The organism is Thermoproteota archaeon (assembly GCA_003352285.1).
Classification (GTDB): Archaea; Thermoproteota; Nitrososphaeria; order Nitrososphaerales; family Nitrosopumilaceae; genus PXYB01.
In genome coordinates this window covers 418,757-443,458 of the sequence record QQVN01000005.1, presented here as the reverse complement: position 1 = coordinate 443,458, position 24,702 = coordinate 418,757, and the positions used below count along the sequence as shown (strand labels likewise).

The window sequence follows — 24,702 nt, the reverse complement described above, 5'->3', positions numbered from 1 at the left end:
ATAACACTGTGATAACACTTTCAATCATTGTAGTTTTTGTATTTGGCATATTCTTTTTTTCGCAATTTGCGTATGCAGAGGTATTCATTCCTGAAAAAGAATATGTTGGCTATTTTGATAGTGATGGAGTCTACACTGTTGTCGGAGCTATTAGAAATTGGGAACCCTATCCCGTAATTCCAACAATATCTATTACAATTCTTGATGGAGATGAAATTATCAAAAGGGATTTTCCATATGTCAATATCATGCCATCAAAAGACTTGCCTTTTAAATTCAAATTCCCTGAGGTAAAAACAGATAATCCTATCCTAAACGAGGCTGAAATTGATTTCATTGTAGGTATCAATGAAGCCACTGGGCTAGAAGTAATTTATGATAATACCCTTGTCGTGCATGATGATGGTCACGTAACAGGGAGAGTGATTAACACTAGTGAAAAAACAATTTCTGATGTAAAACTGCTTGCTGTAATTCACGGAAAAGGAAACGTGGTTCTAGATGTAGGACAAAATGCTGTACCTATAACAAATCTTGGGCCGGGTGAAATTGCTGAATTTGCCATGTATCCTGATTCATCTGTATCGTCTCAAGTTTTGTACTATAGTTGCTTTGCTCCAGCTGATGATACAATTATTCCTGTATCAACTACTCGTAATGATGAGAGATTCTTTTTCCGATATGATTCTGGTGCTTGGTATGCTTATGCAGAGTTTAACGATAAAGGAACAGAATTATCCATGCGAATGCAGAATAGCTATCCAATTGAAACATATGCAAATTTTGAATTTCCAGTCTCATCTTTGGATGAAAAATTCGATGTTACATTAAATGGTGAGCAAGTTGATTTTCTGCAAAGTATTGATGAGATGGGAAACTGGCATGTGGCATATACTGTTAAGCCATACTCAAACGGAGTTTTAAAAATAAATGGGTTCAGTGAAAACTATGAGTTTGACAACACAGTAATCCCACTGTGGGTAAAAGATAGAGCTGCTGCATGGTCATCTGGAATGATTGATGAAAAAAGTTTCATCAATGGTGTCGACTTTTTAATTGAAGAGGATTTCATTAACACAGAATCTGATAATGAACTTAAAATTCCAAAATGGTTTAAAAATTCTGCAGGTTGGTGGTCGCAAGGATTGATCACTGATGAAGAGTTTACACAGTCTTTGGAATTTTTAATACAAAATCAAATTTTCCACTAGCTTTTCATTGCGTCTTTGAAAACTCTCTATACTCGCCAATAACACCATTGCATTTTTCACATGCATAGTGACCTCTTTCTTTTAGAATCATTCCTTCTGCAACGGTCTCATTAGGATTCTCAAATTCTATTTTTGGTGCATTATCAAATTCTGCATCACAGTTCTTGCAAAAATATTTTGAAATTTTACTCTCTTCTATTCTTCCAAGTGGTGCCAAAAATAGCTCACCCACGCCTAGATCTGCCTTCTTTGCCTGAATCTCAGTTACATCAGCTATGACATAACCGCCAGAACCTTTGAGCTTTAATTGTGCCATGATGGAGGTTTTTTCTTTCTGGTTAAGTATCTTCTGGATAATTCATTTTTCTAGGAAGCAATTTCCATTTTTGGAAGATTTTGCTTAATTATTTGAAAATTTTTTTAAAAATAAAATGCAAAAAACATGCCAGTTTTGTGGACAAAAGTATGACTTGGGTTACGATGAAAATTATTGCTCATCAGATTGCATGGAAGACGCATCAGAATAAATTAACTAATTCTTTTTTCTGATATTTTGAAAAATACTTTAATCTTAAAACGAATTTTCTAATATTGTGCTGTCTGCCGAAGAAGTAAAAAAATTAGATGATGCGTGTGATAAGCTTGTTGAGCATCCAAAAGTAAGATTTGCAGGAGTCATAAATGATCGTGGAAATATGGTGGCAGGTGATATCAAGACTGGAATAAAGCTGTATGATACTGATGCCAGAAGAAAGATGCGATTTAACGAATTGGTTTTAGAGCATTCCATGAGAAAAGAGGATGATGACATTCTCGGTTCGATTTCCTTTATTGCCTCAAAAAGAGAAAAGGTTCTCATGATCAGCATCCCAATGGGTGAGCACCTCATAATCATCTCAGCAGAGCCTGATAGCAGTGTTTCTGAGATTACCGGATTATGTGGAAAATTATTTGGATTGTAAATTGAAAAATAATTATTGAAAAAAGGAAAACTGAGATCTAAGTTTTATGATCTCGTTTATTTTTTCTTTGCTGCTGCCTTTTTCTTAGTTGCTGCTGCTTTTTTCTTTGCTGCCATTCTTTCCGTAAGCAAATTACTGGGATAAAACAGAGATGAATTAACTAAATTTCACAACAGATACCAAAAACTGGAAACATTATTTTCTACTTTTTATTCCGATCTCAATTGTCAATCCGATAATTACAATGGATAACACAACAATTACGGACCAGAAGATATCGATTACCGGCTCGCCTGTTGTTGGTGGTGCAGGAGCTGCTGGTGCCATTTTAGCACTTGCCATCTCGGTGCTCTCAATTGCCATCTCAGATCCTGCAATTGCAGTCTCTTCCATGCCTCTTTGAGCCATCTCAGGTGCAGAAAACTGCATGGTTTCATCTGAAATTGTATCTACAGAAACAGTCTTTGTGGTCTGAATGAACTGCGATGAGAACCATGCTGCAACACAGGCAGCACCCAAAGTAGCTAACCTATGAATTCTATTAAATGAGTTAAACAATGACTTGCTCTTCTTTGCGGGATCCTTCATTTCTGTTGGCAAAATCACTATTGCAAGCTTGTCAATTGTGTAAAATTTCATGTCATGGGACTTTGTGTTTTTACCAACATTTGTAATCTTTACAACACCTGCCTCTTGCATTTTTTTAAGGTGATAGATTGTTAGCGGTAAGGAGGAGCCTGTCTTCTGTGCTAGCTGATTTGCAGTTAACGAATCATTGAAGAGAAGTTTGAGAATTTGTCTGCTGGGATCAGAACTTAGTATCTCGCCTATGGCCTTTATCTTTTCATCCTCTGTTGTGAGAATCTCTACTTTGTCTGAAATAGACATTGTTTCGTCTTTTACTTCTGAGGCCATTAAACCAGTGGAAAACCCCGATGTCTTATTAAGGATTTTGATTAAATCGAACTTTAATCAAACCTTATCTTCAAAACTAACTATTCTTATTCGATGAAAAGCAAACAACTCATCGCAACAATAACTGCGGTACTTGTAATAGCTGTTACACTAAGCGTTGTATATCCAACAGAAGCTAGTGCACAGGAGGTTACTCCTTTTCCTTCACGTGAAAAGACAATCTCAGTTACTGGTACTGCAGCAACACAGGTAGAGCCTGATCTACTTCACCTATCATTTGGAGTAGAGACTCAAGAAAAAACTGCCAAAGAAGCCCTTGAAGCAAATTCTTCATTGATGAATACTGTTGTTTCTGCAATCAAATCTGCAGGAATCTCAGAAGATGAAATTAGTACATCATCTTTGAACATTTATCCTGTCTATGAAAGCTATCAAGAAAAGCTTACAGGTCATTACAAGCAAGAGTTGGTAGGCTACAAAGTATCAAACATACTAAATGTTGATACAAACAAACTTGGATTAGCAGCAGATATCATTGATAGTGCTGTCTCATCCGGTGTCAACAGAGTTGATAGCGTATACTTTACTTTGTCTCCTGCAAAACATCTACAAGTAAAAGATGATCTTTTGGCAAAAGCAGTTCTAAATGCAAAATCAAAGGCAGAAAAAGCACTTTCACCACTTGAGCACCACATCATTGGTGTAAAGTTTGTTAGTCTCTCTGAATTTGGTATCCCTGCACCAATGCCAATGTATGCAGCATTTGACATGGCTGAAGGAATGGCAATGAAGTCTGCACCAACACCTGTGTTCTCTTCCGATCAAGATGTATCTACAACTGCAACTGTTGTATTCATTATCGGAAGCAACTAATTTTTTTTCATTTTATTTTTTTATAATAATACTTCGAATGTTGTACCAATATATAGAAAATTTTTTTTAAATATATTTTTTCTAGTGGTAATGTTTTCCAATTTTTGAAGCAATTCCTTAAATTAGCAAACTAACTATAATGAGTTATGACGCAGGAGACAAAAAAACAAGTGATTCATGATTTAGATTTTGATTTGATCTTTGAGTGCTCTGATTCAATTAGATTTGTTGGAATATGTACAACTCATGGACAACTATTGGATGCAAAATATGCAGATGGTGTCTCCCCTCTCTTGTCTGATTCTGGATTACAGTTTTCAGTAATGAAATCATCAATTAGACATGCCACGCGTATGGATGCAGAGGGAGATCTTGGAAAACCCGAATACTCCATCACATCATATGAAAATGTCAAAAGGGCAACTATACCAATTGACTCTAGTCTTTTACTGTTGGTATCCTTTGAGAAAAATGCAGATGAAGCAACCATAATGCAAAAGATTTTTGAAATAATCCAATTTGATAAATAACTGTCCAAAATGGGGTTAATTTTTCCTGTTTTATGCCATTACGGGCTTCATAATGTATGAAAAATTCCTCTCTACTTAATGCAATTTTTTGATATTACAATGCATTGGGGCATTGGACAGAAGATAATATTGATAAATCATTTGATTACAAACTATCGGATGATCCTGAATCATCATATTCTATGATTCAAGGAAGAACAAACTCTTATTCAAAAATAGGAGATCTGCTTGATAGTTCAAAAAATCCGATCTTTATGGTAACGACGATCGAGGATGTTTTGCGAATGTACTATACACCCATTCCTGAGAAGATATCTCAATGCAAGGAAAGGGGGATTCCTGTTAAACTTCTCACCGATTCAAAAAGCAATCATTTTCTCTCCTTAACAAGAAGGCTGCAAGCAACTGAGACTAGAACTGGCCCTCTGCCTTCTTCAGGAAGAATAATTGTAGAAAAGTCATCACAACTTGCTATTTCCGGTGAGCTAAGTCAATCCCTTGATTTGGATGACTCGGGTGACACTTTACTATATACAAATTCTACTGGAATGATAAAGACCATGTATGATTTGTGCAAAAGAATGTGGCTTATTTCAAGACCACTTGATATCTCACAATAGTATCCTTAAGTAATCTCTTCAAATTTTCCACCAGACTTTGCTTTGTAAATTACATCTGGCTTTCTTGTAAAGATGCCAACTTCCATGACTCCTGCAATTCCAATAATTTTTTGTGCAAGACTCTTTGGGTTTTTTATGGTTCCAAAATCACAATCAATTATGATGTTTCCATTTTCTGTGATAAACGGATAATCTCTGTCTAATGAACGAATCTCAGGCTTGCCTCCAATTTTTTTTAAAGTACTTGTAACAATATTTCTTGCAAGTGGATGAACCTCTATTGGAATTTTTCTGTTAAAATTTTTCACAAACTTTGAACTGTCTGCCATGATTACAACTTTTCTTGCAGCACTGATCAAAATGTTCTCTCTTAACAGTGCGCCGCCTCCGCCTTTAATCAAATATTTTTGTGAATCAATCTGGTCTGCACCATCAAATACTACATCAATTTTGTCCACTTGGTCTGCTTCAAGTAATGGAATTCCTCCTTCTTCTGCAATCAATTTGATTTGAAGCGAGGTTGGAACTCCCTGTACTGAAATGTTTTTTGCTTTTGTATATGCTGATAATGATTTTACAAATGCAGTCGCTGCTCTCCCACTGCCTAACCCTATAACATTTCCATCTTTGACATATTTCAGAGCATCTGTTGATAATGCCTTGATGGCACCATCAAATGACAACTATTCTACCTCTGCTTGTTCAAGTTTGGAGAGTGTCTTCATAATCTCTCCTTTAATTTTCTCAAGATCATCAGTGTCATCTTCTTCTGATTCATCTTCTGCTGGTAAGTTTAATTTTGGTTTGGGTTTTGGCTCTGGAAGCTCTTCTGCCTTTGGAGATTCAATCTCAGGCTTTGGTTGTGGTAATGACGGTGTAGTTTGCGGAGTAATTGTTGGTGTAATCTCTTGCAGTGTAGTTTGCACAGGTTCTGGTTTTTGTTCTTGAGGCTTTGGAATCTCTTTTACTACCTCAGGCTTTGGCTCGATTTGCTTTTTCTCAAATAATGGGAACTCTATTGGTCTGTTTGGAATCTCTGTAAGTGTTGTAAATTCTACTCTCCTTCTTGGAGCATAAGATGGTAATTCTATCTGTGGGATGATTATTGGTTCTGGTTTTGGTGGTATTGTAACTGTTGGCTCTTTTTGTTTTGTTTCCTGTTTTTGTTTTATCTCTAATTCTTCTTCCTGTGGTTTCTTTATTTGAGGAACTGAAACATTTGCAACTGCAATCTTTGAGGATAGCTCATAGAGTCTTTGGTCTAGTTGTGATAGCTTTTGATCCATCAGAGTAATGAGGCCATCTCCAACAGGTCCCATGTCTGGATGCTTACTTGCAGCTTCAAGCTTTTCAATTCTTGCAAGAATTATTCCAAGTTGGTGTTGATACTTTAATAGTAATTTGTCCCGCTGAATCTTTGTTAGTCCAGCATCGGATTGATATAATCTTGAGATTGTCTTTGTGAGAATCTCCTTTTCCATTCTAAGTGAATTAATTTGATTTTGAATCTGTGGGCTTGCCCCAAGTGATACAAGTTCTTGTTTTGACTTTGGGAATTTTTTAACAGCAGCAGCTGTGGCTACACCAGCAATTGATGTTAAAAAAAGCGCAATTTCTTGCATTTAGGTATACCATTTGATCCAAGAGTACTTTCGAATCTTTGCTGCAGGAAAACCGCAACTTGCACAGGTGTGGTGTCTTTTATGAAAAGAGTTCTTTCCACATCTTCTACATCTGATGTGTACTTTCTTTTTGGTAAAACCACCCATTGAAGTTGTGCCTTTAGTCATTCCTATACCCTCACTATGATGACGGTGGTGGAGAGATCATAACTACATTATCTCCACGAACGACTATGGTTCCCAGACTCTTTGAATCGCCTTCAGAAGGGATCTCTTCTGACGAGTCGAGTAGCAGGTTCATGTGTTGGTCAAATCCTTGAAGACTACCTCGTATTGTCTTGCCGCCTTTGAGCTTGATCAAGACTACCTTGTTGATACTTTCTTCCAGTACTTTTACTGCCATATCTACGGACATTTATTTCACTTATTGGCGTGAGTAACTAGGGATTATATTAAAATTTCATTGGTGTAACTTTGGACTTTTGCCGGTGAGGCAAGTTTGACACTTTTTTCCAAGATTTGTGACTATTTCAGCTAAGATCTTCTTTCCATCTCTTGAATTAGCATCTCGGGGATCACCCCAGACTCCATTTTTTGTAACAGAAATGAATGATTTTGATGCTTTTTTGTTGATTGCCTGTCTTTGTTTTGCAGAAATATTTCCTGGAGAAAATCCCTTTACAGCTTTTTTCATATTGACATTTTTTGAAATTGCTAGCATTAACGATGTCTCAACAAATCCAGCATGATCAAACTCTTGACTCATAAAGTGCCAGTATGAAAAAGTAAAGACTTTGGTCTTTTTTGAGAAAGCCTTTGATTTTTCCAAAGTCCTCAAGGCATCAATATTTCCATGATGACCATTTATCACAAAAACGTTTGAAATTTTGTTTTGCTCAAGTGAGAGTATCATGTCTGCTAGAATCTTTGAAAGCGTAGACTTGGTTACACTGACATTAAAGTAGGGGGCGTGCTCATATGAAACTCCGTAATTTACTGTGGGCAGTAATAGAAAATTGTTTTTTTCTGAAATTCTCTCACACACTTTAGTTACAATATCAGAATCAGTAGATACTGGTAAATGCGGCCCGTGCTGTTCAAGTGAACCGACGGGAATGACAGCAGCAATTTTTGTTGTTCTTATTTTTTTTCTTATTACTGGATCAAATTGATCTTTGATTCTCATTAAATTCACTTGGATTTTATGTGAACTTTTCTCCAGCGGACCTCTAGCTTGTTCTCAAGGTGTAATTTTAGAGCCTTGAGCAGTGTGCTTGCCTCGAGTTTTTGTCCTTTTTCCTTAATCTTCTCAAGGCTATCGTTTGGATCTACTGTAAAGGAGTCTTGGAAAATAATTGGACCTTGGTCTAGGTTTTCAGTAACATAGTGCGATGTAACTCCGATAATCTTTGTTCCCCTCTCAAAGGCTTGAGCATATGCAAGTGCGCCAGGAAATGCAGGCAATAGCGATGGATGAATATTGATTATCCTATTTGGATATCTCCACACAAAGTTTGGTGTAAGGATCCTCATGTATCGTGCAAGTGCAATTACATCCACATCATATTTTTTACAGATGCTTATCAGGTGCGCTTCTGCCTCTTCTTGATTACGTTCTTCAACTGCTACAAATGGAATTTTTGCTTTTTTTGCAATTGATGCTAATGTCTTTTCAGTACCTACAATAACTGAGATCTTTCCTTTGATCTTACTTTTTTCTGCAAGAATTTTTTGCAAGCAATGAGGCTCTTTAGTTACAAATACTGCAATATTTTTTTGAGAATTTGTTTCATGATGTGTGTCCACTTCCATCTTTTGTTTTTTTGCTTCACGTTGTAATTCCAAATCAAATTTTTTTAGATCTAATTTTTTCACAAACGATGCTTCTAGATACATTCCAAACAGTCCCTTGATGACATTCTGATTTACTTTTTCGATGTTTCCTCCTTTTTGAAATACAAAATTTGTAAATGCAGCAACAATACCTTCTCTGTCTTTACCAACAATTGTTATGCCAACAATGGTCTTTTTCACGAACGTTTTTGATGGAATATACTTTATTAATGCTTTAGAAATTTTTCAAAGATTTTAGATGCGGGAGGTGGGATTTGAACCCACGAACCCCTAAGAGACAGGGTCCTAAGCCCTGCGCCTTTGACCAGGCTTGGCAACTCCCGCATCACCACTGCCTTTAAACACAAATTTATCTATTGTTAACACAAAGCATATGGCAAAATTATTTGGAACAAATGGAATTCGCGGAATTTTCGGTCAAGATCTTAATTTAGAATTCATTCACGACATTTCATTATCAATTGCAACGTATTTCAAGAAAGGACCCATCTTGATTGGATATGATGGACGTGATTCAAGTCCTGTGATTGCCAAAGTCGTATCTGCTGCAATTAATTCATCTGGACTAGATTGCAAAATTGCTGGATTGGTTCCAACTCCATGTCTTGAATATGCAATTAAGAGCCTTGGATATTCTGGCGGAATAATGATCACTGCATCACATAATCCTCCTCAGTACAATGGAATCAAGCCTGTAGCATCTGATGGGGTAGAGATATCAAGAGAGGATGAGCTGATTATTGAAGAAATTTACTTTAACAAAAAATGGATTTCTAGTGAATCTTGGGGAAATACAGGTACTGAGACTAGAGCAAAGAGAGTATACTATGACGGAATAATGTCTCACATTGATGCTGATTCTATAATTTCAAAAAAATTCAAGGTCGCTTTGGATCTTGGTAATGGTGCGCAGGCAGTCACCGCACCAGAACTTTGCAAAGAACTTGGTTGTATGGTATATTCTGTGCATGAAACAATTGACGGAAATTTTCCTGGAAGAGGTTCAGAGCCAACACCACAAAATCTTGAGACACTGTCTCGATGTGTTAAAGAAAATTCATGTGACTTTGGTGTAGCATTTGATGGAGATGGTGATCGAAGCCTTATCTGCGATGAATTGGGAAATGTTCTGACTGGAGACAAGTCTGCATTGTTATTATCAAAATTTTTACTTGGAAAATTTCCTTCATCAAAAATTGTTACCTGCTTAAACTCTGGCTCTGCAATTGAAGAGATTGCAAAACAAGCAGATTCACAAGTAATCAGAACAAGGGTTGGAAGTGTAGAGGTGTCAAGAAAGATGGTTCCAATGAATGCACTAATTGGTTTTGAAGAAAATGGTGGTTTTATGTTTGGAAAACATAATCAAGTTAGGGACGGGGCCATGACAATGTGCCTTGTACTAGATCTCTTATCAAAGTCTGGGCAAAAACTATCGGCATTAACAAAGGAGCTGCCTCCAAGCTTTACTACAAAAGACAAGGTTTCCTGTACAAAGGAACAATCAGTGCGTCTTATCAAAACCCTAAAGGAACAAAACCCGTCGGCAGACACAACCGAAGGCATCAAAATCAACGTAGATAGCAAAAACTGGATAATGGTAAGACCTAGCGGAACTGAACCTATCGTTAGAATATATGCCGAAGCTAGCTCCCAAGAAAAACTTGATGAGCTGATGTCTAAATACATGAAAATAGTAACTTTGGCACTTTCCGAATAACACTTTTAAAACCAATCGCTTGCATTCAGGGAATGAGAGATGATCCCTTAGGGTGACTTAGTATGGGTAAAGCATATTATGTTAAATTTGAAACGCCAGAAGACCTGGTTAGTCCAATCTTGGAAGCAGTACGAGTTGCTGCCACAAGCGGTAAAGTAAAGAAAGGAACTAACGAGGCTACAAAGGCTATTGAGAGAGGTACCAGTAAACTGATAGTTATTGCTGAAGATGTTGAACCACCAGAGGTAGTTGCACACTTGCCAATCTTATGTGAAGAACAAGGTGCAGCATATGCATTTGTACCAAGTAAACAAGAACTAGGCAAAGCACTTGGTATTGATATCACATCTGCTGCAGCAGCAATCTTAGACTCTGGAGACGCACAACACATAGTTGATCAAGTAGTTTCATCAATCGCAAAATTGAAAGGTGGAAAGTCTGATCAATGAGCACTCAAACTGACGAAGTAACTGCTGCAGAAGTTATTCAAATTGTCGGCAGAACAGGTATTGCCGGAGAAGTTATTCAAGTACGAGTCAAAGTTCTTGATGGAAAAGACAAAGGCAGAATTCTAACAAGAAATGTCAAAGGTTCAATTCGATTAGATGACATTCTAATGCTTCGAGAAACTGAAAGAGAAGCAAAGAAGATTAGATAGGTGAAATCATGAGTCTCTTAGTTAAACCATGTAGTTTTTGTGACAGACCAGTAGCAAAAGGCTCTGGAACAATGTTGGTAAAAAATGACGGCACAGTACTTTGGTTTTGTTCTGCAAAATGCAAAAAAAACATGCTAGAGCTAAAACGTGATCCAAGAAAGTTAAAGTGGACCAAAAAGTACGTCAAAGGCGGAATTAGAAAGAAGTAAGTTGACTGAAAGATCATTATTCATTGTAAAGCCTGATGCAGTAAAGCGTAATTTAGTAGGAGAAGTAATTGCACGCTTTGAAAGAAAAGGCTTCAAGTTAGTCAAATTAAAAATGTTTGAGTTTACTAAAGCGCAAGCAGAAGAATTCTATTCTGTTCACAAAGACAAACCGTTTTTTGGAGAACTAGTTTCATTTATCTCATCAGGAAAAGTTGTTGCAGCTGTCATTGAAGGAAATAATGCAGTTGCTACTACAAGAATAATGATTGGTGCTACAAAATCCTTTGAAGCAGCTCCTGGTTCAATTCGAGGAGACTTTGGATTAGGATTTACTGATAACATCATACATGCATCTGATTCACCAGAAAGTTTTGAAAAGGAAGAGAGGGTAGCATTTCAGTGATTAATCTTGACAATAAGACAACCAATTGTGGCCGTACTGGGTCATGTAGATTCTGGTAAGACATCTTTATTAGATAAAATTCGTGGAACTGGTGTTCAAGGCAGAGAAGCTGGAGGTATCACTCAACACATTGGTGCAAGCTTTCTTCCACAAGAAACAATCAAGAAACGATGTGGTCCACTATATGAAAAATTAAGCAAAGTAGAAACCCAAATTCCTGGAGTGCTGGTTATTGATACACCTGGACACGAAGTATTTACGAATCTTAGAGCACGTGGTGGCTCTGCAGCAGATATTGCAATTTTAGTAGTTGATGTTAATCGAGGATTCCAACCACAAACAAATGAGAGCCTCAAAATTCTTCAAACCCGTAAGGTACCATTTGTAGTGGCACTAAACAAAGTTGATCAAATTTCTGGATGGCGAAAGAGCGATACTGCATTTATCACAAAGTCAATTAAAGAACAAGACGCTTCGATTCAAGCCGATCTTGATCAGAAGATTTACGATGTAGTAGGAACTCTCTCGATTTTAGGATACCAGTCAGAGGCATTTTACAGAGTTACGGACTTTTCAAAAGAGATCTCCATTGTTCCAATGAGTGCCCGAAGTGGTGTAGGAATTCCAGAATTACTTGCTGTATTGGTAGGACTCACCCAACAATATCTAAAGAAAAAACTTGATCAAACTCAAAAATCAACCCGTGGTATCGTACTAGAAGTCAATGATGAAGTGGGATTGGGTGTTACTGCAAATATGATACTAATTGATGGTTCCATGAAAAAAGGTGACACAATCCTTGTTGCAAAACGAGATTCTGTAATTGTTACAAAACCAAAAGCAATTCTTTTACCAAAACCACTTGATGAGATGCGGGATCCTAGAGACAAATTCAAACCAGTAGATTCTGTTCAAGCAGCAGCTGGAATTAAAATTGCATCCCCTGATCTTGAAGGTGTATTGCCTGGCAGTACAGTTTATGTTGCAACAAAACCATCTGAGATAGAAGATCTCAAAAAAGCAATTGAGTCTGAAATGAAATCTGTATTTATCGAAACGGAAACTGACGGTGTGATTGTAAAATGTGATACAATAGGTTCCTTAGAGGCAATTACTGAAATGCTTCGCAGACAACAAATTCCAATTTCCAAAGCAGACATTGGACCAGTTAATCGACGTGACATCATGGAGGCAAAAGCCATCAAAGAAAATGAGAGACATCTTGGAGTAATTTTGGCATTTAATGTTAAAACACTACCCGATGCACAGGAAGAATCTGAAAATCATCATATCAAAATTTTCAATGATCAAGTAATTTACAGCCTAATTGATAATTACACAGCATGGGTTGAACAAGACACACTTCATGAAGAAGATGCTATATTCTCCGAAATAACACCAATTGCAAAATTTACTTTTCTTAAAGGCTTTATCTTTAGAAATAATGATCCTGCAGTATTTGGAATACGTGTTGATGCAGGAACACTTCGACAGAAGGTAAATTTCATGAATGAATCAGGAAAAAAAATTGGCCAGGTACATCAGCTACAAGAAGACAAAAAAACTGTCCAGTCAGTCAAACAGGGAGCAGAGGTGGCTTGCTCTGTCCAAGGAGTTACAATTGGAAGACAAATTCACGAAGAAGACGTATACTATTCTCTACCGCATTCTCATGAAGCAAAGCAACTTCTCAAACAATTCTCACACAAGCTATCTTCTGAGGAATTTGAAATACTAAACCAAATAGTAGAGATTCAACGCAAAATTGACCCTGCTTATGGGTACTAAACCAATAATTTCTCGTATAATATTATACTCATACTGTCCGTTTGATTTAAACAACTTTTGAGTTAATTATTCACAAACCAAATCCAGTCTATGTCATGTAGGGCAATTATCATTGATGATGATCAAGATACCGTAGAAGTATACGAAGAATATCTAAAATGGAAAGGAATTGATGTAGTTGGTACAGGTTTTGATGGAAAAACTGCAGTATCTCTATACAAAATAAAGAAACCTGACGTTGTACTTTTGGATGTTATGATGCCTGATTTTGACGGATTTTATGCTCTAGAGAATATTAGAAAACATGATCCAAATGCCAAAATTGTAATGGCTACGGCAGATAAGACAAGAGAGACGCGCGATAGACTATACAAAATGGATGCAAATGCAATTGTTTACAAACCATATGAGATAGACGCAGTACTCAAAGCAATTGACAGTGTGCTAGTTGGCGAAAAAGTGTATGCTGAATTATAATCGCTAATCTTGTTCTGATATTACGTTTAATGTCATTGACGTTCTAACATTTTGCAAATTTCTAACAAACTTTGTAATGATTCTTTCCAAATCTTTGTGATTCTCTGCTTCTATCTTGCCTATGACATCATAGTGACCAAAAATTACATCTCCCTCTTTTACTTCTGGAATTCTCATTAGATTTCTTAATACAAAAAACTCCTGTCCTTTGTCTGTGTGTAGTATGACATACGCTTGAGCTTTATTTTTGCCCAAGATAGAGCCCATCAATTTATCTGCACCCTGAGAGATCTCTTCGCCACCCTCTACTCGCATCAACGTAATTGTAGAATGAATTTTATTCATACTACGAATTTTTGATGTTATAGTCTTGTTTATCTTGTCTTCTGTATCTGCTTCAACTTTTAGAATTATATCGTAAAGACCTAAAGTTCCGTGAACTTCTTTGACGTTTTCAATTGTTCTAAGCTGGGCTATGATGTCTTTTTCTGCACCAATATCTCCAGTCAAAAGAACATATGCACGTGCCATGCTATTCTTGCCCTGAAACTCCCATTAATGTAAGAGTTGATCTAATGTTTTGAATTTTTCTTATGTTCCAAGTAATTGTCTCTCTTAGCTTTTCAACATTATCGGATTCTAATTTTACTAAAATATCATATGCACCAAATGTTCCATGCGTTTCTTTTACTCCTGATATTGCCTTTAACTGCTTGATGATATCTTCCTCTGAACCCAGCTCACAGTTAATCAAAACATAAGCTATTGCCAAAACTATCTATCCGCTCCTAATTTCATGAAATTAGGATGCTAAATGAGAATTTACACATTTTTTTGAAATCCTTTACAATTGTTTATTTTTTAAATTTAAAATAAACAGATCTTAGTTTAGCAGTTTAATTCAAAATTGAAATTTAGATTTGTTCCATCAACTTTTGTTTGTACTTGCTATTTCGGGGACGCAATCTGAGTCTAGAGCCACAACAAGGGCAGTATGATCCCTCCCATTTCATGAATGTGTCACAATAATTGCATCTTTTCTGCCCTATTCCATAGCGACTGCCCATTGGCTTCTTAGCCTTGTGCCTATAACACAAATTTTTACATGTAAACGACAACCAATACCCCCAGAGGATCTTTGGATCATGTACTAATTGAAAAATATGTCGATATTAGTGAACAATTCCAATGAGATCCTACTGATGGATCCCTCATTATGAAAATTTCTTACTTATGTCAGCTGATTTTTTATTCAATTAATTTTGTCTCATAAACCTAAATTGTGTTTGAATCAATGTGTAGCATGGATGAATCCCTTATGATAAAGGCTCAAGAGCTACTTGATTCAGGATTGGGCGATACTGGAAGATTAGAGCATATAATGAATTACATAAAAAAAGATAAAACACTATTCAAATCCGATTTAAAATATTTAGAAAACATGCATGATTTTCTCTTAGAGAAAATTCAAAAACTCGAGCATGAGAGTAAATCCCTCAAACCAAATCATCTTACATTGTCTGAGCCCAGACCATCATCAAACAGAAAGCCATTACTAGCTGATGAAGATCTTGATAGAATTTTGGACGAACAAGAAAAAAGAAAGCAAAAAAATCTGGTTCCAAGAGCCGAATCGTTGCGGGCAGAAAACAATAAACAAAAAACCAGCAAACTAAAACAACTCTTTAGAAATAAGAAAAACTGAACGTAAAAGTAACTTAAGTTTCCTTATTTATGACTAAAGTCTTAGCCATTATTTTCCAAAAACTGTTTATTCAAATCAAAATCCTACGATCTTTTAGAATATGAACAAATCATAGAAACATGGCAACTCAGGTAATTGTAGTGGAAGATGATAATGACAGTAGAGAGATTCTTTCCGAATATCTTGAGATGAAGGAAATTAAAGTTGTAGCAAAAGCTCAAAACGGTAAAGAAGCAGTTGAAATGTATACAAAATTTCAACCCGAAGTAGTTTTACTAGATATTGTTATGCCCGGATATGATGGATTTTATGCATTGGAACGAATTAGAGAATTTGATAATAATGCCAAAGTAATTTTTGTTACTGCAGCAACTAATGCAACAACTCAAGAAAGACTCTTCAAATCTGATGTCGATGGAATAGTTTTCAAACCATATGAGATGGATGAATTAATGAAAGCAATCTCTATTGTGAAAAATGGTGGAAAAAGTATTCCAAAATCTGTACGATCAATTGTTCATGGTTAACCTATTCATTACCAAATTTGGTAATTTATTTTCAATTTTCGAACATACACGCATTTACTATTTCTAAAATTGATCTATCAACATTGAAAATAAATATCAAAATTGTCTCATTATTGATTATTCAATTATCGATAATCTTCTTTAGCTATCAAATCATATCAAATCATATATCTGAAAACATAAATTCTGATAACAACAATATTTCTTCTGTTCCACAAGGTATTAACCAAGTTAATGAATCTAAATTTCGACAGATAGAACAGTTTTCCTCAGCATATCATAAAAAAATCTATGACTCTCAAAATCTATTTCTAATGTTTCTTTCATTGAATCTCCTATCCTTTGCTGGTATAACTGTAGGAATAATGCACTTCATGAAAGCTGATACCTCTAAACAATTAAAAACAGAAAAACTTGCCATAGTTGGAACTCTTGCAGCAAGAATAAACCATGATTTACGAAATCCTCTTTCAATCATTAAAAACTCCAATGAAATTTTAAAAATTGAATTAGAAAATAACGAAAATCCAAAAGTACAAGAAATTCTTGATAGAATGGAACGCTCAATACTAAGAATGAATCATCAGATTGAAGATGTTCTAAATTTTGTCAGACCATCAATTTTGGAAAAAAATCTTTATTCACTGTGTATGATAATACAAGATTCGATAGAACGCTTAGATATTCCTGATGAAATAGTAATTAAATTACCAACCAATGATCAAAAAATTCTTTGTGATAACGAAAAACTCGAAATTGTTTTTGTCAATATGATCTCAAATGCAATTCACGCATTAAAAAACAAAGGACGTATTCAAATACGAATAGATGACTCTAAAAAAGATTTTGTAATAGTAGAAATCGAAGATGACGGTCCTGGTATGGACTCTGTGACAAAAAATCAAATTTTTGACCCACTATTTACTACAAAAAGTCATGGAACAGGATTAGGCCTACCAAGTTGTAAATCCATAATTGAAAATCATGGAGGCTCAATCTCAGTTTCATCTGAATTAGGAGTTGGAACAACTTTCAAAATCAAACTTCCAAAAAATCATGAATGAAATCCTGTTCTATGATTTTTTAATTAAACAAAACGATTAAAATTTAGTTTAAATCTTTACAACAATTTGATCAAAAACTTAGATTTCCAGCCTTAAGCAAAGACTCTGAAAGCGACATCCATGAAATCAGTCTATCTAGGTTTAGTGTTAGTTGCGTTTGTAATGCTAATGCCTATGGCTAGCGCTCAGAGCAGTACCATGTCAGTTCATGCTAAGGCCTCACAATCATCCTTCACTACAAGCACAAACCCAGCAATTGTAGGAACAGTCATGGATGCATCAAAAAACCGACTATCTGATGTTACAATCTCTATAGCTTCTTCTAAAGGAGTAAAGACAGCAAAAACTGATCATAATGGAAGTTTTCTTGTTAAACTAGACAAAATATCTGAGATTGGAATCCATAAAGTTACTATCACTGCATCTAAACAAGGGTTTACTTCGGTATCATCTTCGGTTAATATTGATATTAACAATCCCGTACAAATTCTAGAGCCAATACAGCAGATTCCTACTGCTATCGGAGATGGAATTACAAGCAATCCTGTATCAAAATTCATTTTAGAGCAAACAGAGATTATGAAAAACCAAGCAGAACAATTCTCAAAATCAACCAATGAAGAATTCATCAATGCCCAAAGAATGCTAGCAAAACAATCCTTGGAAAAAGATCTTGGACGATTTGCTTCTGAAAATCTTGCATACCAACCACAAAATGCATTTGCTAGTTTTGTTAAAGGAGTTGACGAATCAGTTCAGGGTATTTTTTGGGCCCAGTTTGATTTTACCCAACAATTAACAAACCAGGGCAAGGCTGCTAAAGAGCAAGTGCTAAAAAATGGAGGCACCAGTTATGAGGCAACTCAAGCATTCCAACGAAAGGCAATATCCCATCGAGAGCAAATTATTGCCGTAAATAATCAGGCCAACATACAATTTGGCAATGCAACAGAATCAGTTCAGAATCAATTTGATGCAAAGGGAAAGTCACTTGATAGGCTTTACTCTAACACAATGGAATAAACCACAAGCTCGCCCTTTGCCTTTGTCATAAATCCTGCCAATAATGCCTTGAATCCGTATTTCTTCTTACGTAGTTTTACTGCATTTTCTGCTTCTTTTCCTCCAATTAAAGTAGCAACTCCAGAAAACCAATCCCCATGAACGTTTCCACTAAATGAGCATGCTGCTAATTTTATTTTCGGATTATTTGCCAAGCGCTTGACCTTGCCAGTAGATTCTCTTGTGATTACATACAGTTTTTCTCCATCTACTACAAACCATACGGGAGTCTTCACAGGAGTTTCATCTTTTTTGTATGTCTCTAGATTGATGTATTTCTCATCTTCTAGAAATTTTGAACTAGTCATCAGATCCTCATTAAATTATTGTAATATTTAGGTACAATCTAGAAATGTTCTAATTACTACTATTTGGGAGTATCATATGGTCAAGGATAAAGAGCAACCAAAAAAACAATCATTCAAAGAATTTCTAAAAAAGCGTGCTCCTATCTATCTTGGATTAATTGGATTGTTTGTTATCTTTGTAGTTCCAGAGCTAACACAAAGCAATTTAGAAAAATTCTATCCAGAAAATTTACCACAAAACGAAGAGCAGGCATTTAGGACTGTGATGTCATATAATGGACCAAATCAAAAGGGACTGACAGTGATTGATGCACTAAAACAACAGATTGATGATGATTACTCAGATGAAAAAATCTATGATAAAAAAGACACAAAGATCTCCTTTAGCGTGATGCCTTCAGAGGGAGAGAATAATTTCGATGTTACTCTTACCTTTGATACGTATAAGGAATCTAGGGAATTTGTATGGAATGTTAACTTGGAATCAAATGAAATTACTGCTGAATCATTAGATGCAAAACATATCTTAGATATTGTAAATTATTACGACTAGAGTCATTCTAGGATGATAGAATACTAGTCTAAAGTAACAAAAACATTTTAAATTAAACCGTAAATTCAATGTCGTAATGAAATTTCTCTTAACTATTCCATTGTTATTATTAATTACAATACCTTCTGCTTTCGGAGATTCTGATAGAGATGCAAAATTTGAATTTGCAGGAACATTAGAAGAAACCCTGGGACATTTCTGGGCACTTGAGTTAAACTTGGATGAAAAAAACTCAAAGTTAGCTTTAGTTCATGCCACTCACCCAATATCTGAATTATATGATACAATGCAAGAACATCTGTCTGAAAATCCTGACTTTGATGCAAAGCTACAAGAGACACTAATGGATTTGCAAAACAAAGCAAATACTGATGTCACTCGTGAAGATGCACAAATTGCAATTGATGAGGCAAAAGAAATCATCCAAGAAGCACGAGACCTTGTTGTTGGTCAAGAACTTTCTCAAGAATCAGAATTTAAAATGCAATTAATCAATGGCTTGCTAGAAACTGCAAAGGTAGAATACCACGAAGCAGTAGAGGATGGAACTATTAAGGAAATGGCTGAATTCCAAGACGGCTCATCCTTTGTTTGGCGCTCACAACAAATTTTTGATGACATGGCAGATACTTTGGATCCAATTGACTCTTCTCGATTAAACCAATTATATTCTGAGGCATGGGAACACTTTGATTCGAATGCAGATCCATCAGATGTTGAAAATATTTTAGATGCAATAATTTACGAATTTGAAGAACTTTCAGGAATTCCATCTGTACAATCAGAACATGAAGACGAGGTATACTCTAATCTACCTCCCTTAAAACAAATTGATGCCGGTGTAGAACCTGAAGACGTTGTTTGTAGGGAAGGACTTGAACTCATTTTTACTCCAAGCAATGAGCCTGCATGCGTAAAACCAAATAGTATATCCAGACTGATTAGTTTTGGATGGACTCAATAATTCTCAAGCCATCCACTTTTAATACACAAATCTGTTGACATTTATTCAGGGAGACTGGGGCCTAAGAATTGTCAAATCCAACTGTAATCTTTGATTTTGATGGAACTATAGCTGATACCCTTGATGTAATAATCAAGATATTAAACAAATTATCCGACGAGTTTCATTTTAAGAAAATTAAAGATGATGAAATTGAATATCTACGTGGAAAACGACCCAGAAAAATTCTTCGACATCTTGGAATATCTTTGATTAAACTACCTTTTGTTGTAAGAAAAACAAGAAAGGAGATCAATAATCAAATAGCCTATCTGAAACCTCCTTTAGAGCTTCGTGAACCTCTATTGGAATTAAAAAAGCGGGGATGTAAGATAGGCATCCTTACTACCAACGTTGAATCAAATGTTCAAAAATTTCTACAAGGTAATAACTTGGATATCTTTGATTTCTTTTATTCGGGTCCAAGCGTTTTTGGCAAACACAAAATTATCAAAAAAATTCTTCATGATAAAAAATTGAACCCTAATCAAGTATTCTTTGTAGGCGATGAAGTCAGGGATATTACTGCTGGAAAAAAGTCAAAGATACACACTATTGGAGTGGCCTGGGGATACAATACCAAGGAAGCCTTGATAAAAGAAAATCCCGAACATGTCATTGACTCTCCTACTGAATTATTGAAGATAGTTTTTCCTAAAGAGAAAGAAGTTTAGGCATACCGCAAAAGGATTGGTATGGTAAAATATCATTTGATTATAGCATACATATCAAGTCATGTTATTACATGAGGGGGCAAAAGACTCCCCCTCATGTCCTATCTCAATAAAAAATCTAAATCTAGTAGGTATGTTTGATTCAAACAAACAAATTATTTCTTAGAAACAAGCCATTTTTTACTATGGATAAAGTTCTTGCAACAATTGCCATTATTGGAGTATTCATCCTTGCAGCAACTGCATTGTCACTTTACAATTTAAACAATGAACAGTATTTCCAAGAAACACTAATCGAATATCAGCCAAAGTCATACAGTGTTCCAATTATTGAAGATGATCCAATAAAGATTGGAATCATTCATTCCTTAACAGGAACCATGGCAATTAGTGAAAAACCAGTTGTTGATTCTACACTGTTAGCAATAAAACAACTCAATGATCGGGGTGGAATTCTTGGAAGAAAAGTCACTCCTATAGTTTTAGATGGACAATCCGATTGGAATACGTTTGCCAATCAAGCAGAACATCTCATTGTACAAGAAGAAGTCGATGTAATTTTTGGTGGTTGGACATCTGCAAGCAGAAAAACAATGCTTCCTGTAATTGAAAAATATGATCACCTTTTGTTTTATCCAGTACAATATGAAGGACTTGAACAATCACCAAACATTGTTTATACAGGTGCAGCACCAAATCAACAAGTTATACCTGCAGTAATTTGGGCACACCAAAACTTGGGAGAAAGATTTTTCTTGGTTGGCTCTGATTATGTCTTTCCAAGAAGTGCAAATGAGATAATTAAACATCAGATTGAGAAACTTGGTGGAGAAGTTGTTGGAGAAGAATACAAACTACTGGGAGAAAAAAACTTTGATGATGTCATTGAAAAAATTTCTACAACCAATCCAAGCGTCATATTAAATACAATTAATGGGGATAGTAATGTCTATTTTTTTAAAACCTTACGAAATAACGGTTTAACTTCTGAAAACATTCCAACAATTTCATTTAGTATTGCGGAAGACGAAATACGACACATTGGAGCTGAATATGTCAAAGGGGATTATGCTTCATGGAATTATTTTCAAAGTTTAGAAAATGAATCAAATAGGGATTTTGTTACAAGCTTCAAGAATGAATATGGACAAGACCGTGTAACGGATGATCCAATGGAGGCTGCATACAATGGAATCTTCCTTTATGCAAAGGCCGTTGAAAAGGCAGAAACAACGAGTTTACATAATGTTCGAAATGCAATAAAGGGCCTTACCTTATCTGCACCTGAGGGAACAGTTGGCATAGATCCAACTAACCAACATTTGGCCAAAGTAATTCGAATTGGTCAGATTCTAGATAATGGGCAATTCAAAATAGTTGCAAGCTCAGAAGATCCTATAAGGCCAATTCCATACCCAGATTATCATTCTAAATCTGAATGGGATGAATTTCTAAACGATTTGTATGTGAAATGGGATGGAAACTGGGCAAATCCTGGGATCGTAGAAATGGATGATGTATGATGATATTCGGTTCTTTTAGCTACTCAAAAAAATTAATTTCTCTAATGCTACTTCTAAGCTTAATTCCGATTGCACTAATCGGTGGTTCATTCTATGTTGAAAAGATAAACAATGAAACTAACTCCTTAAAGAATCAGTTAAACTCTATATCGGGAATTGGTGCACAAAATGTTGAAAAATGGATTAATGAGCGAAAGTCAAATACTGAAAACATTGCCACAAATCAGCTCTTTATCTTGAATACAAAGCAATTACGTATTTCTGATCCACATTCGACTGACTTTTTTGATTCTCAATTTGTATTGGAAAGACAAGCCGATGTACTAATTAACAATTATAATTGGCTCTCTCAAATTATGATTACTGATCCACACACAAACAAAATATTATTTTTTACAGGCATTGAACCCATTAGTTACAATCTAAATACACAAGAACACTTCATACTCGCAAAACAAGGAATTATCTCTGCAAGTGATATTCATCCATCTGAAGGAGCAATCGAAAATGAATATGGATTTTATGAAGTTGGAGTTCCAACATTATTCATTTCTGCACCAATTCGTGGGGAAGTCGGCTTAGAAGGAATTCTAACTATTCGAATTAATGTTTTTGAAATGAATCCAAGCCTGAAAAGCTTAATCGATGATTATAGTACTGTTGATACATTTGTAATTAATTCGGAAGGATTCATGCTATCAAAACCAAATCCCACAAAACAACTCATTGATTCAATTAACAACAGACCCGAGCTTGAAATTCAAATGATTGATCCACAAACAGGTGATAAATCAAAAATTTTGAGCGGATTATCAGAAGGAAAAACTTCGAATCTTGATGGATACAATAACTATCTTGGGAAAAATGTTGTAGGCTCAATTACTCCTATTTCTGGAACTGATTGGTACTATGTTGTTGAAATTAGCAAAGATGAAGCCTTTTATGAAATCCAATATTTACAAATAATTCTAACCTCTGCAATATCTTTAATCCTCATCTCTGTAATTGGCGGCTCTCTTGTTTTTACTAACCACCTTGTGAGACCAATAAAAAATCTCAAACAGGCGACACTTCAGGTTCAAAGTGGCAATTTTGATGTAAACCTACCTGCAACTAATGATGAAATTGGCGCATTAGCTAAATCGTTTAATAAAATGGTAAATTCCCTAAAGGAATCACAATCTCTACATGAATCTGCAGTAAAAAAATATCAAGACTTGTATGAAAAGTCACCTGGTTTGAATAGAACAATAAATCTTGAAGGAATAATCACTGATTGCAATATTCCATATGCAAGAGCATTTGGATATGAAAGAGATGAAGTCATTGGCAAATCAATATTTGATTTTTGTTCCAAGGATAGTATTCCAGACATTAGAAGATCATTTGAACTTTGGAAAAATGATGGTGAAGTAGTTAATCAAGAAATGATTTTTCAACGTCGTGATGGTACAACTTTTCCGGGATTACTTTCAGCATCTAATCTGCATGATGAAAAAGGAAATTTGGTTGGAAGCAACACTGTGATTCGTGATATTTCTGATATTCGAAGTGCTCAAAAAGTTATTGAAGAACTACAAATGAAGAGACTTTCTGTAATTGGAGAGCTGACAGCTAGAATCGCACACGATATGAGAAACCCACTCAGTGTTTTAAAAAACACTGTCGAGATGTTAATTCTCAAACGAGAAGGAAAAATGGATGAACATGAAAATTCACAATGGACTAGAGTCAACAGAGCAATTGATAGAATGCAACATCAGATTGAAGACGTATTGGATTATCTAAGAAATACTCCGTTGACAAAGAAAGATCACTACTTATCGCAGATAGTTTCCGATAGCATAGACAGGATTCATGTACCAGAACACATAACAATACATCCTCCTTTAGAATCCATTACAATTCATTGTGATTCAGAAAAACTCGAAGTAGTTTTTGTAAACTTGTTCATGAACGCTATTCAAGCTATAGGTGGACAAAAAGGAGCAATAACTGTAACTGGAAAGGAAATATCTGATAGAGGAGATTTTGTCTTAATTGAAGTCAAAGACACTGGACCAGGAATTCCACCAGAAATAATTCCAAAAATCTTTGATCCTTTGTTTACTACAAGACAGGTAGGAACCGGCTTGGGACTGCCAAGCTGTAAAAACATTATTGAAAAACACGGAGGAACCATCTCTGTTTCAAGTATTGTTGGTAAAGAAACAAAATTCACTATCAAACTTCCAAAAAACAAAGAATGGAATGAATTTTTGAATACTTCAGAAATCCAAGAAAAAGAGATCTCGTTCTAGTCCTCTTTAAAAATCTCACAAAATTCCATTATTGGTAATTTTTTTATTTTATCAAATTGATTTTTTGATATTGTCTCTATTCTAATTTCTGATTCTCCCTTCAGTTTGAATCTTATTTTTATCGTATCATTACCCACTAGT

The 24,702-nt window shown here is 35.5% G+C and carries 32 protein-coding genes and 1 tRNA gene; 21 read left to right on the top strand and 12 right to left on the bottom strand.

Annotated elements, in window-relative coordinates; genetic code table 11:
• Nucleotides 1-8 precede the first annotated feature (8 nt).
• Nucleotides 9-1,211 carry a peptidase gene (locus DWQ18_08845; GenBank protein RDJ33243.1) on the top strand — a complete coding sequence of 401 codons (1,203 nt, stop codon included), beginning with the start codon at nucleotides 9-11 and terminating at the stop codon, nucleotides 1,209-1,211.
• Nucleotides 1,212-1,215: 4 nt separating this feature from the next.
• Here the strand turns inward: DWQ18_08845 and DWQ18_08840 are convergent, their stop codons facing one another.
• On the bottom strand, nucleotides 1,216-1,527 hold the full coding sequence (locus DWQ18_08840; GenBank protein RDJ33242.1) for a hypothetical protein: 312 nt from the start codon (nucleotides 1,525-1,527) through the stop codon (nucleotides 1,216-1,218).
• A gap of 277 nt (nucleotides 1,528-1,804) precedes the next feature.
• Between DWQ18_08840 and DWQ18_08835 the strand changes: the two genes are divergently transcribed.
• Nucleotides 1,805-2,173 carry a hypothetical protein gene (locus tag DWQ18_08835; protein ID RDJ33241.1) on the top strand — a complete coding sequence of 123 codons (369 nt, stop codon included), beginning with the start codon at nucleotides 1,805-1,807 and terminating at the stop codon, nucleotides 2,171-2,173.
• A gap of 195 nt (nucleotides 2,174-2,368) precedes the next feature.
• On the opposite strand, the gene DWQ18_08830 is transcribed toward DWQ18_08835, so the two are convergent.
• Nucleotides 2,369-3,088 (bottom strand): ArsR family transcriptional regulator, encoded by a 720-nt coding sequence (locus DWQ18_08830; protein ID RDJ33240.1) that lies wholly within the window; start codon nucleotides 3,086-3,088, stop codon nucleotides 2,369-2,371.
• Nucleotides 3,089-3,181: 93 nt separating this feature from the next.
• On the opposite strand from DWQ18_08830, the gene DWQ18_08825 reads away from it, so the two are divergent.
• The 3 genes from DWQ18_08825 (at nucleotide 3,182) to DWQ18_08815 (ending at nucleotide 5,111) form a co-directional block, all read left to right on the top strand.
• Nucleotides 3,182-3,961 carry a DUF541 domain-containing protein gene (locus tag DWQ18_08825; GenBank protein ID RDJ33239.1) on the top strand — a complete coding sequence of 260 codons (780 nt, stop codon included), beginning with the start codon at nucleotides 3,182-3,184 and terminating at the stop codon, nucleotides 3,959-3,961.
• A 146-nt stretch (nucleotides 3,962-4,107) separates the two neighbouring features.
• Complete coding sequence (locus DWQ18_08820) at nucleotides 4,108-4,491, top strand: hypothetical protein (protein ID RDJ33238.1); 384 nt, start codon at nucleotides 4,108-4,110, stop codon at nucleotides 4,489-4,491.
• 104 nt (nucleotides 4,492-4,595) lie between these two features.
• Entirely contained in the window at nucleotides 4,596-5,111 is a 516-nt protein-coding gene (locus DWQ18_08815) for a hypothetical protein (GenBank protein ID RDJ33237.1), read from the top strand.
• A 5-nt stretch (nucleotides 5,112-5,116) separates the two neighbouring features.
• On the opposite strand, the gene DWQ18_08810 is transcribed toward DWQ18_08815, so the two are convergent.
• The 7 genes from DWQ18_08810 to DWQ18_08780 form a co-directional block, all read right to left on the bottom strand.
• Complete coding sequence (locus DWQ18_08810) at nucleotides 5,117-5,794, bottom strand: ribose-5-phosphate isomerase RpiA (GenBank protein ID RDJ33236.1); 678 nt, start codon at nucleotides 5,792-5,794, stop codon at nucleotides 5,117-5,119.
• Nucleotides 5,795-6,733 (bottom strand): hypothetical protein, encoded by a 939-nt coding sequence (locus DWQ18_08805; protein ID RDJ33235.1) that lies wholly within the window; start codon nucleotides 6,731-6,733, stop codon nucleotides 5,795-5,797.
• Nucleotides 6,734-6,901, bottom strand: coding sequence for a 50S ribosomal protein L37e (locus tag DWQ18_08800; GenBank protein ID RDJ33234.1), 168 nt, complete (start codon nucleotides 6,899-6,901; stop codon nucleotides 6,734-6,736).
• A gap of 13 nt (nucleotides 6,902-6,914) precedes the next feature.
• Nucleotides 6,915-7,148, bottom strand: a complete 234-nt coding sequence (locus tag DWQ18_08795) for an RNA-binding protein (GenBank protein ID RDJ33233.1) — start codon at nucleotides 7,146-7,148, stop codon at nucleotides 6,915-6,917.
• A gap of 45 nt (nucleotides 7,149-7,193) precedes the next feature.
• On the bottom strand, nucleotides 7,194-7,919 hold the full coding sequence (locus DWQ18_08790) for a creatininase family protein (protein RDJ33232.1): 726 nt from the start codon (nucleotides 7,917-7,919) through the stop codon (nucleotides 7,194-7,196).
• 5 nt (nucleotides 7,920-7,924) lie between these two features.
• Complete coding sequence (locus tag DWQ18_08785) at nucleotides 7,925-8,767, bottom strand: formyltetrahydrofolate deformylase (protein ID RDJ33231.1); 843 nt, start codon at nucleotides 8,765-8,767, stop codon at nucleotides 7,925-7,927.
• A 59-nt stretch (nucleotides 8,768-8,826) separates the two neighbouring features.
• Nucleotides 8,827-8,911, bottom strand: a tRNA-Leu gene (locus tag DWQ18_08780).
• A 49-nt stretch (nucleotides 8,912-8,960) separates the two neighbouring features.
• On the opposite strand from DWQ18_08780, the gene glmM reads away from it, so the two are divergent.
• The 7 genes from glmM to DWQ18_08745 all read left to right on the top strand — a co-directional run bounded on the left by glmM (nucleotide 8,961) and on the right by DWQ18_08745 (nucleotide 13,842).
• On the top strand, nucleotides 8,961-10,307 hold the full coding sequence (gene glmM / locus DWQ18_08775) for a phosphoglucosamine mutase (protein ID RDJ33459.1): 1,347 nt from the start codon (nucleotides 8,961-8,963) through the stop codon (nucleotides 10,305-10,307).
• A 62-nt stretch (nucleotides 10,308-10,369) separates the two neighbouring features.
• Nucleotides 10,370-10,756 (top strand): 50S ribosomal protein L7ae, encoded by a 387-nt coding sequence (locus DWQ18_08770; protein RDJ33230.1) that lies wholly within the window; start codon nucleotides 10,370-10,372, stop codon nucleotides 10,754-10,756.
• On the top strand, nucleotides 10,753-10,965 hold the full coding sequence (locus DWQ18_08765) for a 30S ribosomal protein S28e (protein RDJ33229.1): 213 nt from the start codon (nucleotides 10,753-10,755) through the stop codon (nucleotides 10,963-10,965). Before DWQ18_08770 ends, DWQ18_08765 begins: the two co-directional genes overlap by 4 nt.
• A gap of 8 nt (nucleotides 10,966-10,973) precedes the next feature.
• Nucleotides 10,974-11,174 carry a 50S ribosomal protein L24e gene (locus tag DWQ18_08760; protein ID RDJ33228.1) on the top strand — a complete coding sequence of 67 codons (201 nt, stop codon included), beginning with the start codon at nucleotides 10,974-10,976 and terminating at the stop codon, nucleotides 11,172-11,174.
• A gap of 1 nt (nucleotide 11,175) precedes the next feature.
• Complete coding sequence (locus DWQ18_08755; GenBank protein RDJ33227.1) at nucleotides 11,176-11,577, top strand: nucleoside-diphosphate kinase; 402 nt, start codon at nucleotides 11,176-11,178, stop codon at nucleotides 11,575-11,577.
• A 6-nt stretch (nucleotides 11,578-11,583) separates the two neighbouring features.
• A complete protein-coding gene (locus tag DWQ18_08750) occupies nucleotides 11,584-13,365 on the top strand; it encodes a translation initiation factor IF-2 (protein RDJ33226.1) in 1,782 nt (593 codons plus the stop codon).
• Between the two features lie 90 nt (nucleotides 13,366-13,455).
• The gene (locus DWQ18_08745) at nucleotides 13,456-13,842 is read left to right on the top strand and encodes a response regulator (GenBank protein ID RDJ33225.1); all 387 of its coding nucleotides are present in this window, start codon (nucleotides 13,456-13,458) and stop codon (nucleotides 13,840-13,842) included.
• Between the two features lie 3 nt (nucleotides 13,843-13,845).
• Here DWQ18_08745 and DWQ18_08740 read toward each other — a convergent pair whose 3' ends face one another.
• Entirely contained in the window at nucleotides 13,846-14,373 is a 528-nt protein-coding gene (locus tag DWQ18_08740; protein RDJ33224.1) for an Lrp/AsnC family transcriptional regulator, read from the bottom strand.
• Between the two features lies 1 nt (nucleotide 14,374).
• A complete protein-coding gene (locus DWQ18_08735; protein RDJ33223.1) occupies nucleotides 14,375-14,614 on the bottom strand; it encodes an Lrp/AsnC family transcriptional regulator in 240 nt (79 codons plus the stop codon).
• 531 nt (nucleotides 14,615-15,145) lie between these two features.
• Here DWQ18_08735 and DWQ18_08730 point away from each other — a divergent pair.
• The 4 genes from DWQ18_08730 (at nucleotide 15,146) to DWQ18_08715 (ending at nucleotide 18,161) form a co-directional block, all read left to right on the top strand.
• Nucleotides 15,146-15,547, top strand: a complete 402-nt coding sequence (locus DWQ18_08730; protein RDJ33222.1) for a hypothetical protein — start codon at nucleotides 15,146-15,148, stop codon at nucleotides 15,545-15,547.
• A 119-nt stretch (nucleotides 15,548-15,666) separates the two neighbouring features.
• Nucleotides 15,667-16,074 (top strand): response regulator, encoded by a 408-nt coding sequence (locus tag DWQ18_08725; protein RDJ33221.1) that lies wholly within the window; start codon nucleotides 15,667-15,669, stop codon nucleotides 16,072-16,074.
• A gap of 83 nt (nucleotides 16,075-16,157) precedes the next feature.
• Entirely contained in the window at nucleotides 16,158-17,138 is a 981-nt protein-coding gene (locus tag DWQ18_08720) for a GHKL domain-containing protein (protein ID RDJ33220.1), read from the top strand.
• 120 nt (nucleotides 17,139-17,258) lie between these two features.
• Entirely contained in the window at nucleotides 17,259-18,161 is a 903-nt protein-coding gene (locus DWQ18_08715) for a carboxypeptidase regulatory-like domain-containing protein (GenBank protein ID RDJ33219.1), read from the top strand.
• On the opposite strand, the gene DWQ18_08710 is transcribed toward DWQ18_08715, so the two are convergent.
• Entirely contained in the window at nucleotides 18,140-18,508 is a 369-nt protein-coding gene (locus tag DWQ18_08710; GenBank protein ID RDJ33218.1) for a PPOX class F420-dependent oxidoreductase, read from the bottom strand. The two genes, DWQ18_08715 and DWQ18_08710, sit on opposite strands and share 22 nt — an antisense overlap.
• Nucleotides 18,509-18,584: 76 nt before the next feature.
• Here DWQ18_08710 and DWQ18_08705 point away from each other — a divergent pair, with 76 nt between their 5' ends.
• From DWQ18_08705 to DWQ18_08685, 5 genes are all read left to right on the top strand, one after another.
• Nucleotides 18,585-19,061 (top strand): hypothetical protein, encoded by a 477-nt coding sequence (locus tag DWQ18_08705; protein RDJ33217.1) that lies wholly within the window; start codon nucleotides 18,585-18,587, stop codon nucleotides 19,059-19,061.
• Nucleotides 19,062-19,137: 76 nt separating this feature from the next.
• Nucleotides 19,138-20,025, top strand: a complete 888-nt coding sequence (locus DWQ18_08700) for a hypothetical protein (GenBank protein RDJ33216.1) — start codon at nucleotides 19,138-19,140, stop codon at nucleotides 20,023-20,025.
• Between the two features lie 68 nt (nucleotides 20,026-20,093).
• A complete protein-coding gene (locus DWQ18_08695; GenBank protein ID RDJ33215.1) occupies nucleotides 20,094-20,738 on the top strand; it encodes an HAD family hydrolase in 645 nt (214 codons plus the stop codon).
• A 185-nt stretch (nucleotides 20,739-20,923) separates the two neighbouring features.
• Nucleotides 20,924-22,261: an urea ABC transporter substrate-binding protein gene (gene urtA, locus DWQ18_08690; GenBank protein ID RDJ33458.1), complete on the top strand. Its 1,338-nt coding sequence runs from the start codon at nucleotides 20,924-20,926 to the stop codon at nucleotides 22,259-22,261.
• Nucleotides 22,258-24,561: a PAS domain S-box protein gene (locus DWQ18_08685; protein RDJ33214.1), complete on the top strand. Its 2,304-nt coding sequence runs from the start codon at nucleotides 22,258-22,260 to the stop codon at nucleotides 24,559-24,561. Before urtA ends, DWQ18_08685 begins: the two co-directional genes overlap by 4 nt.
• The last annotated feature ends 141 nt before the right edge of the window (nucleotides 24,562-24,702 follow it).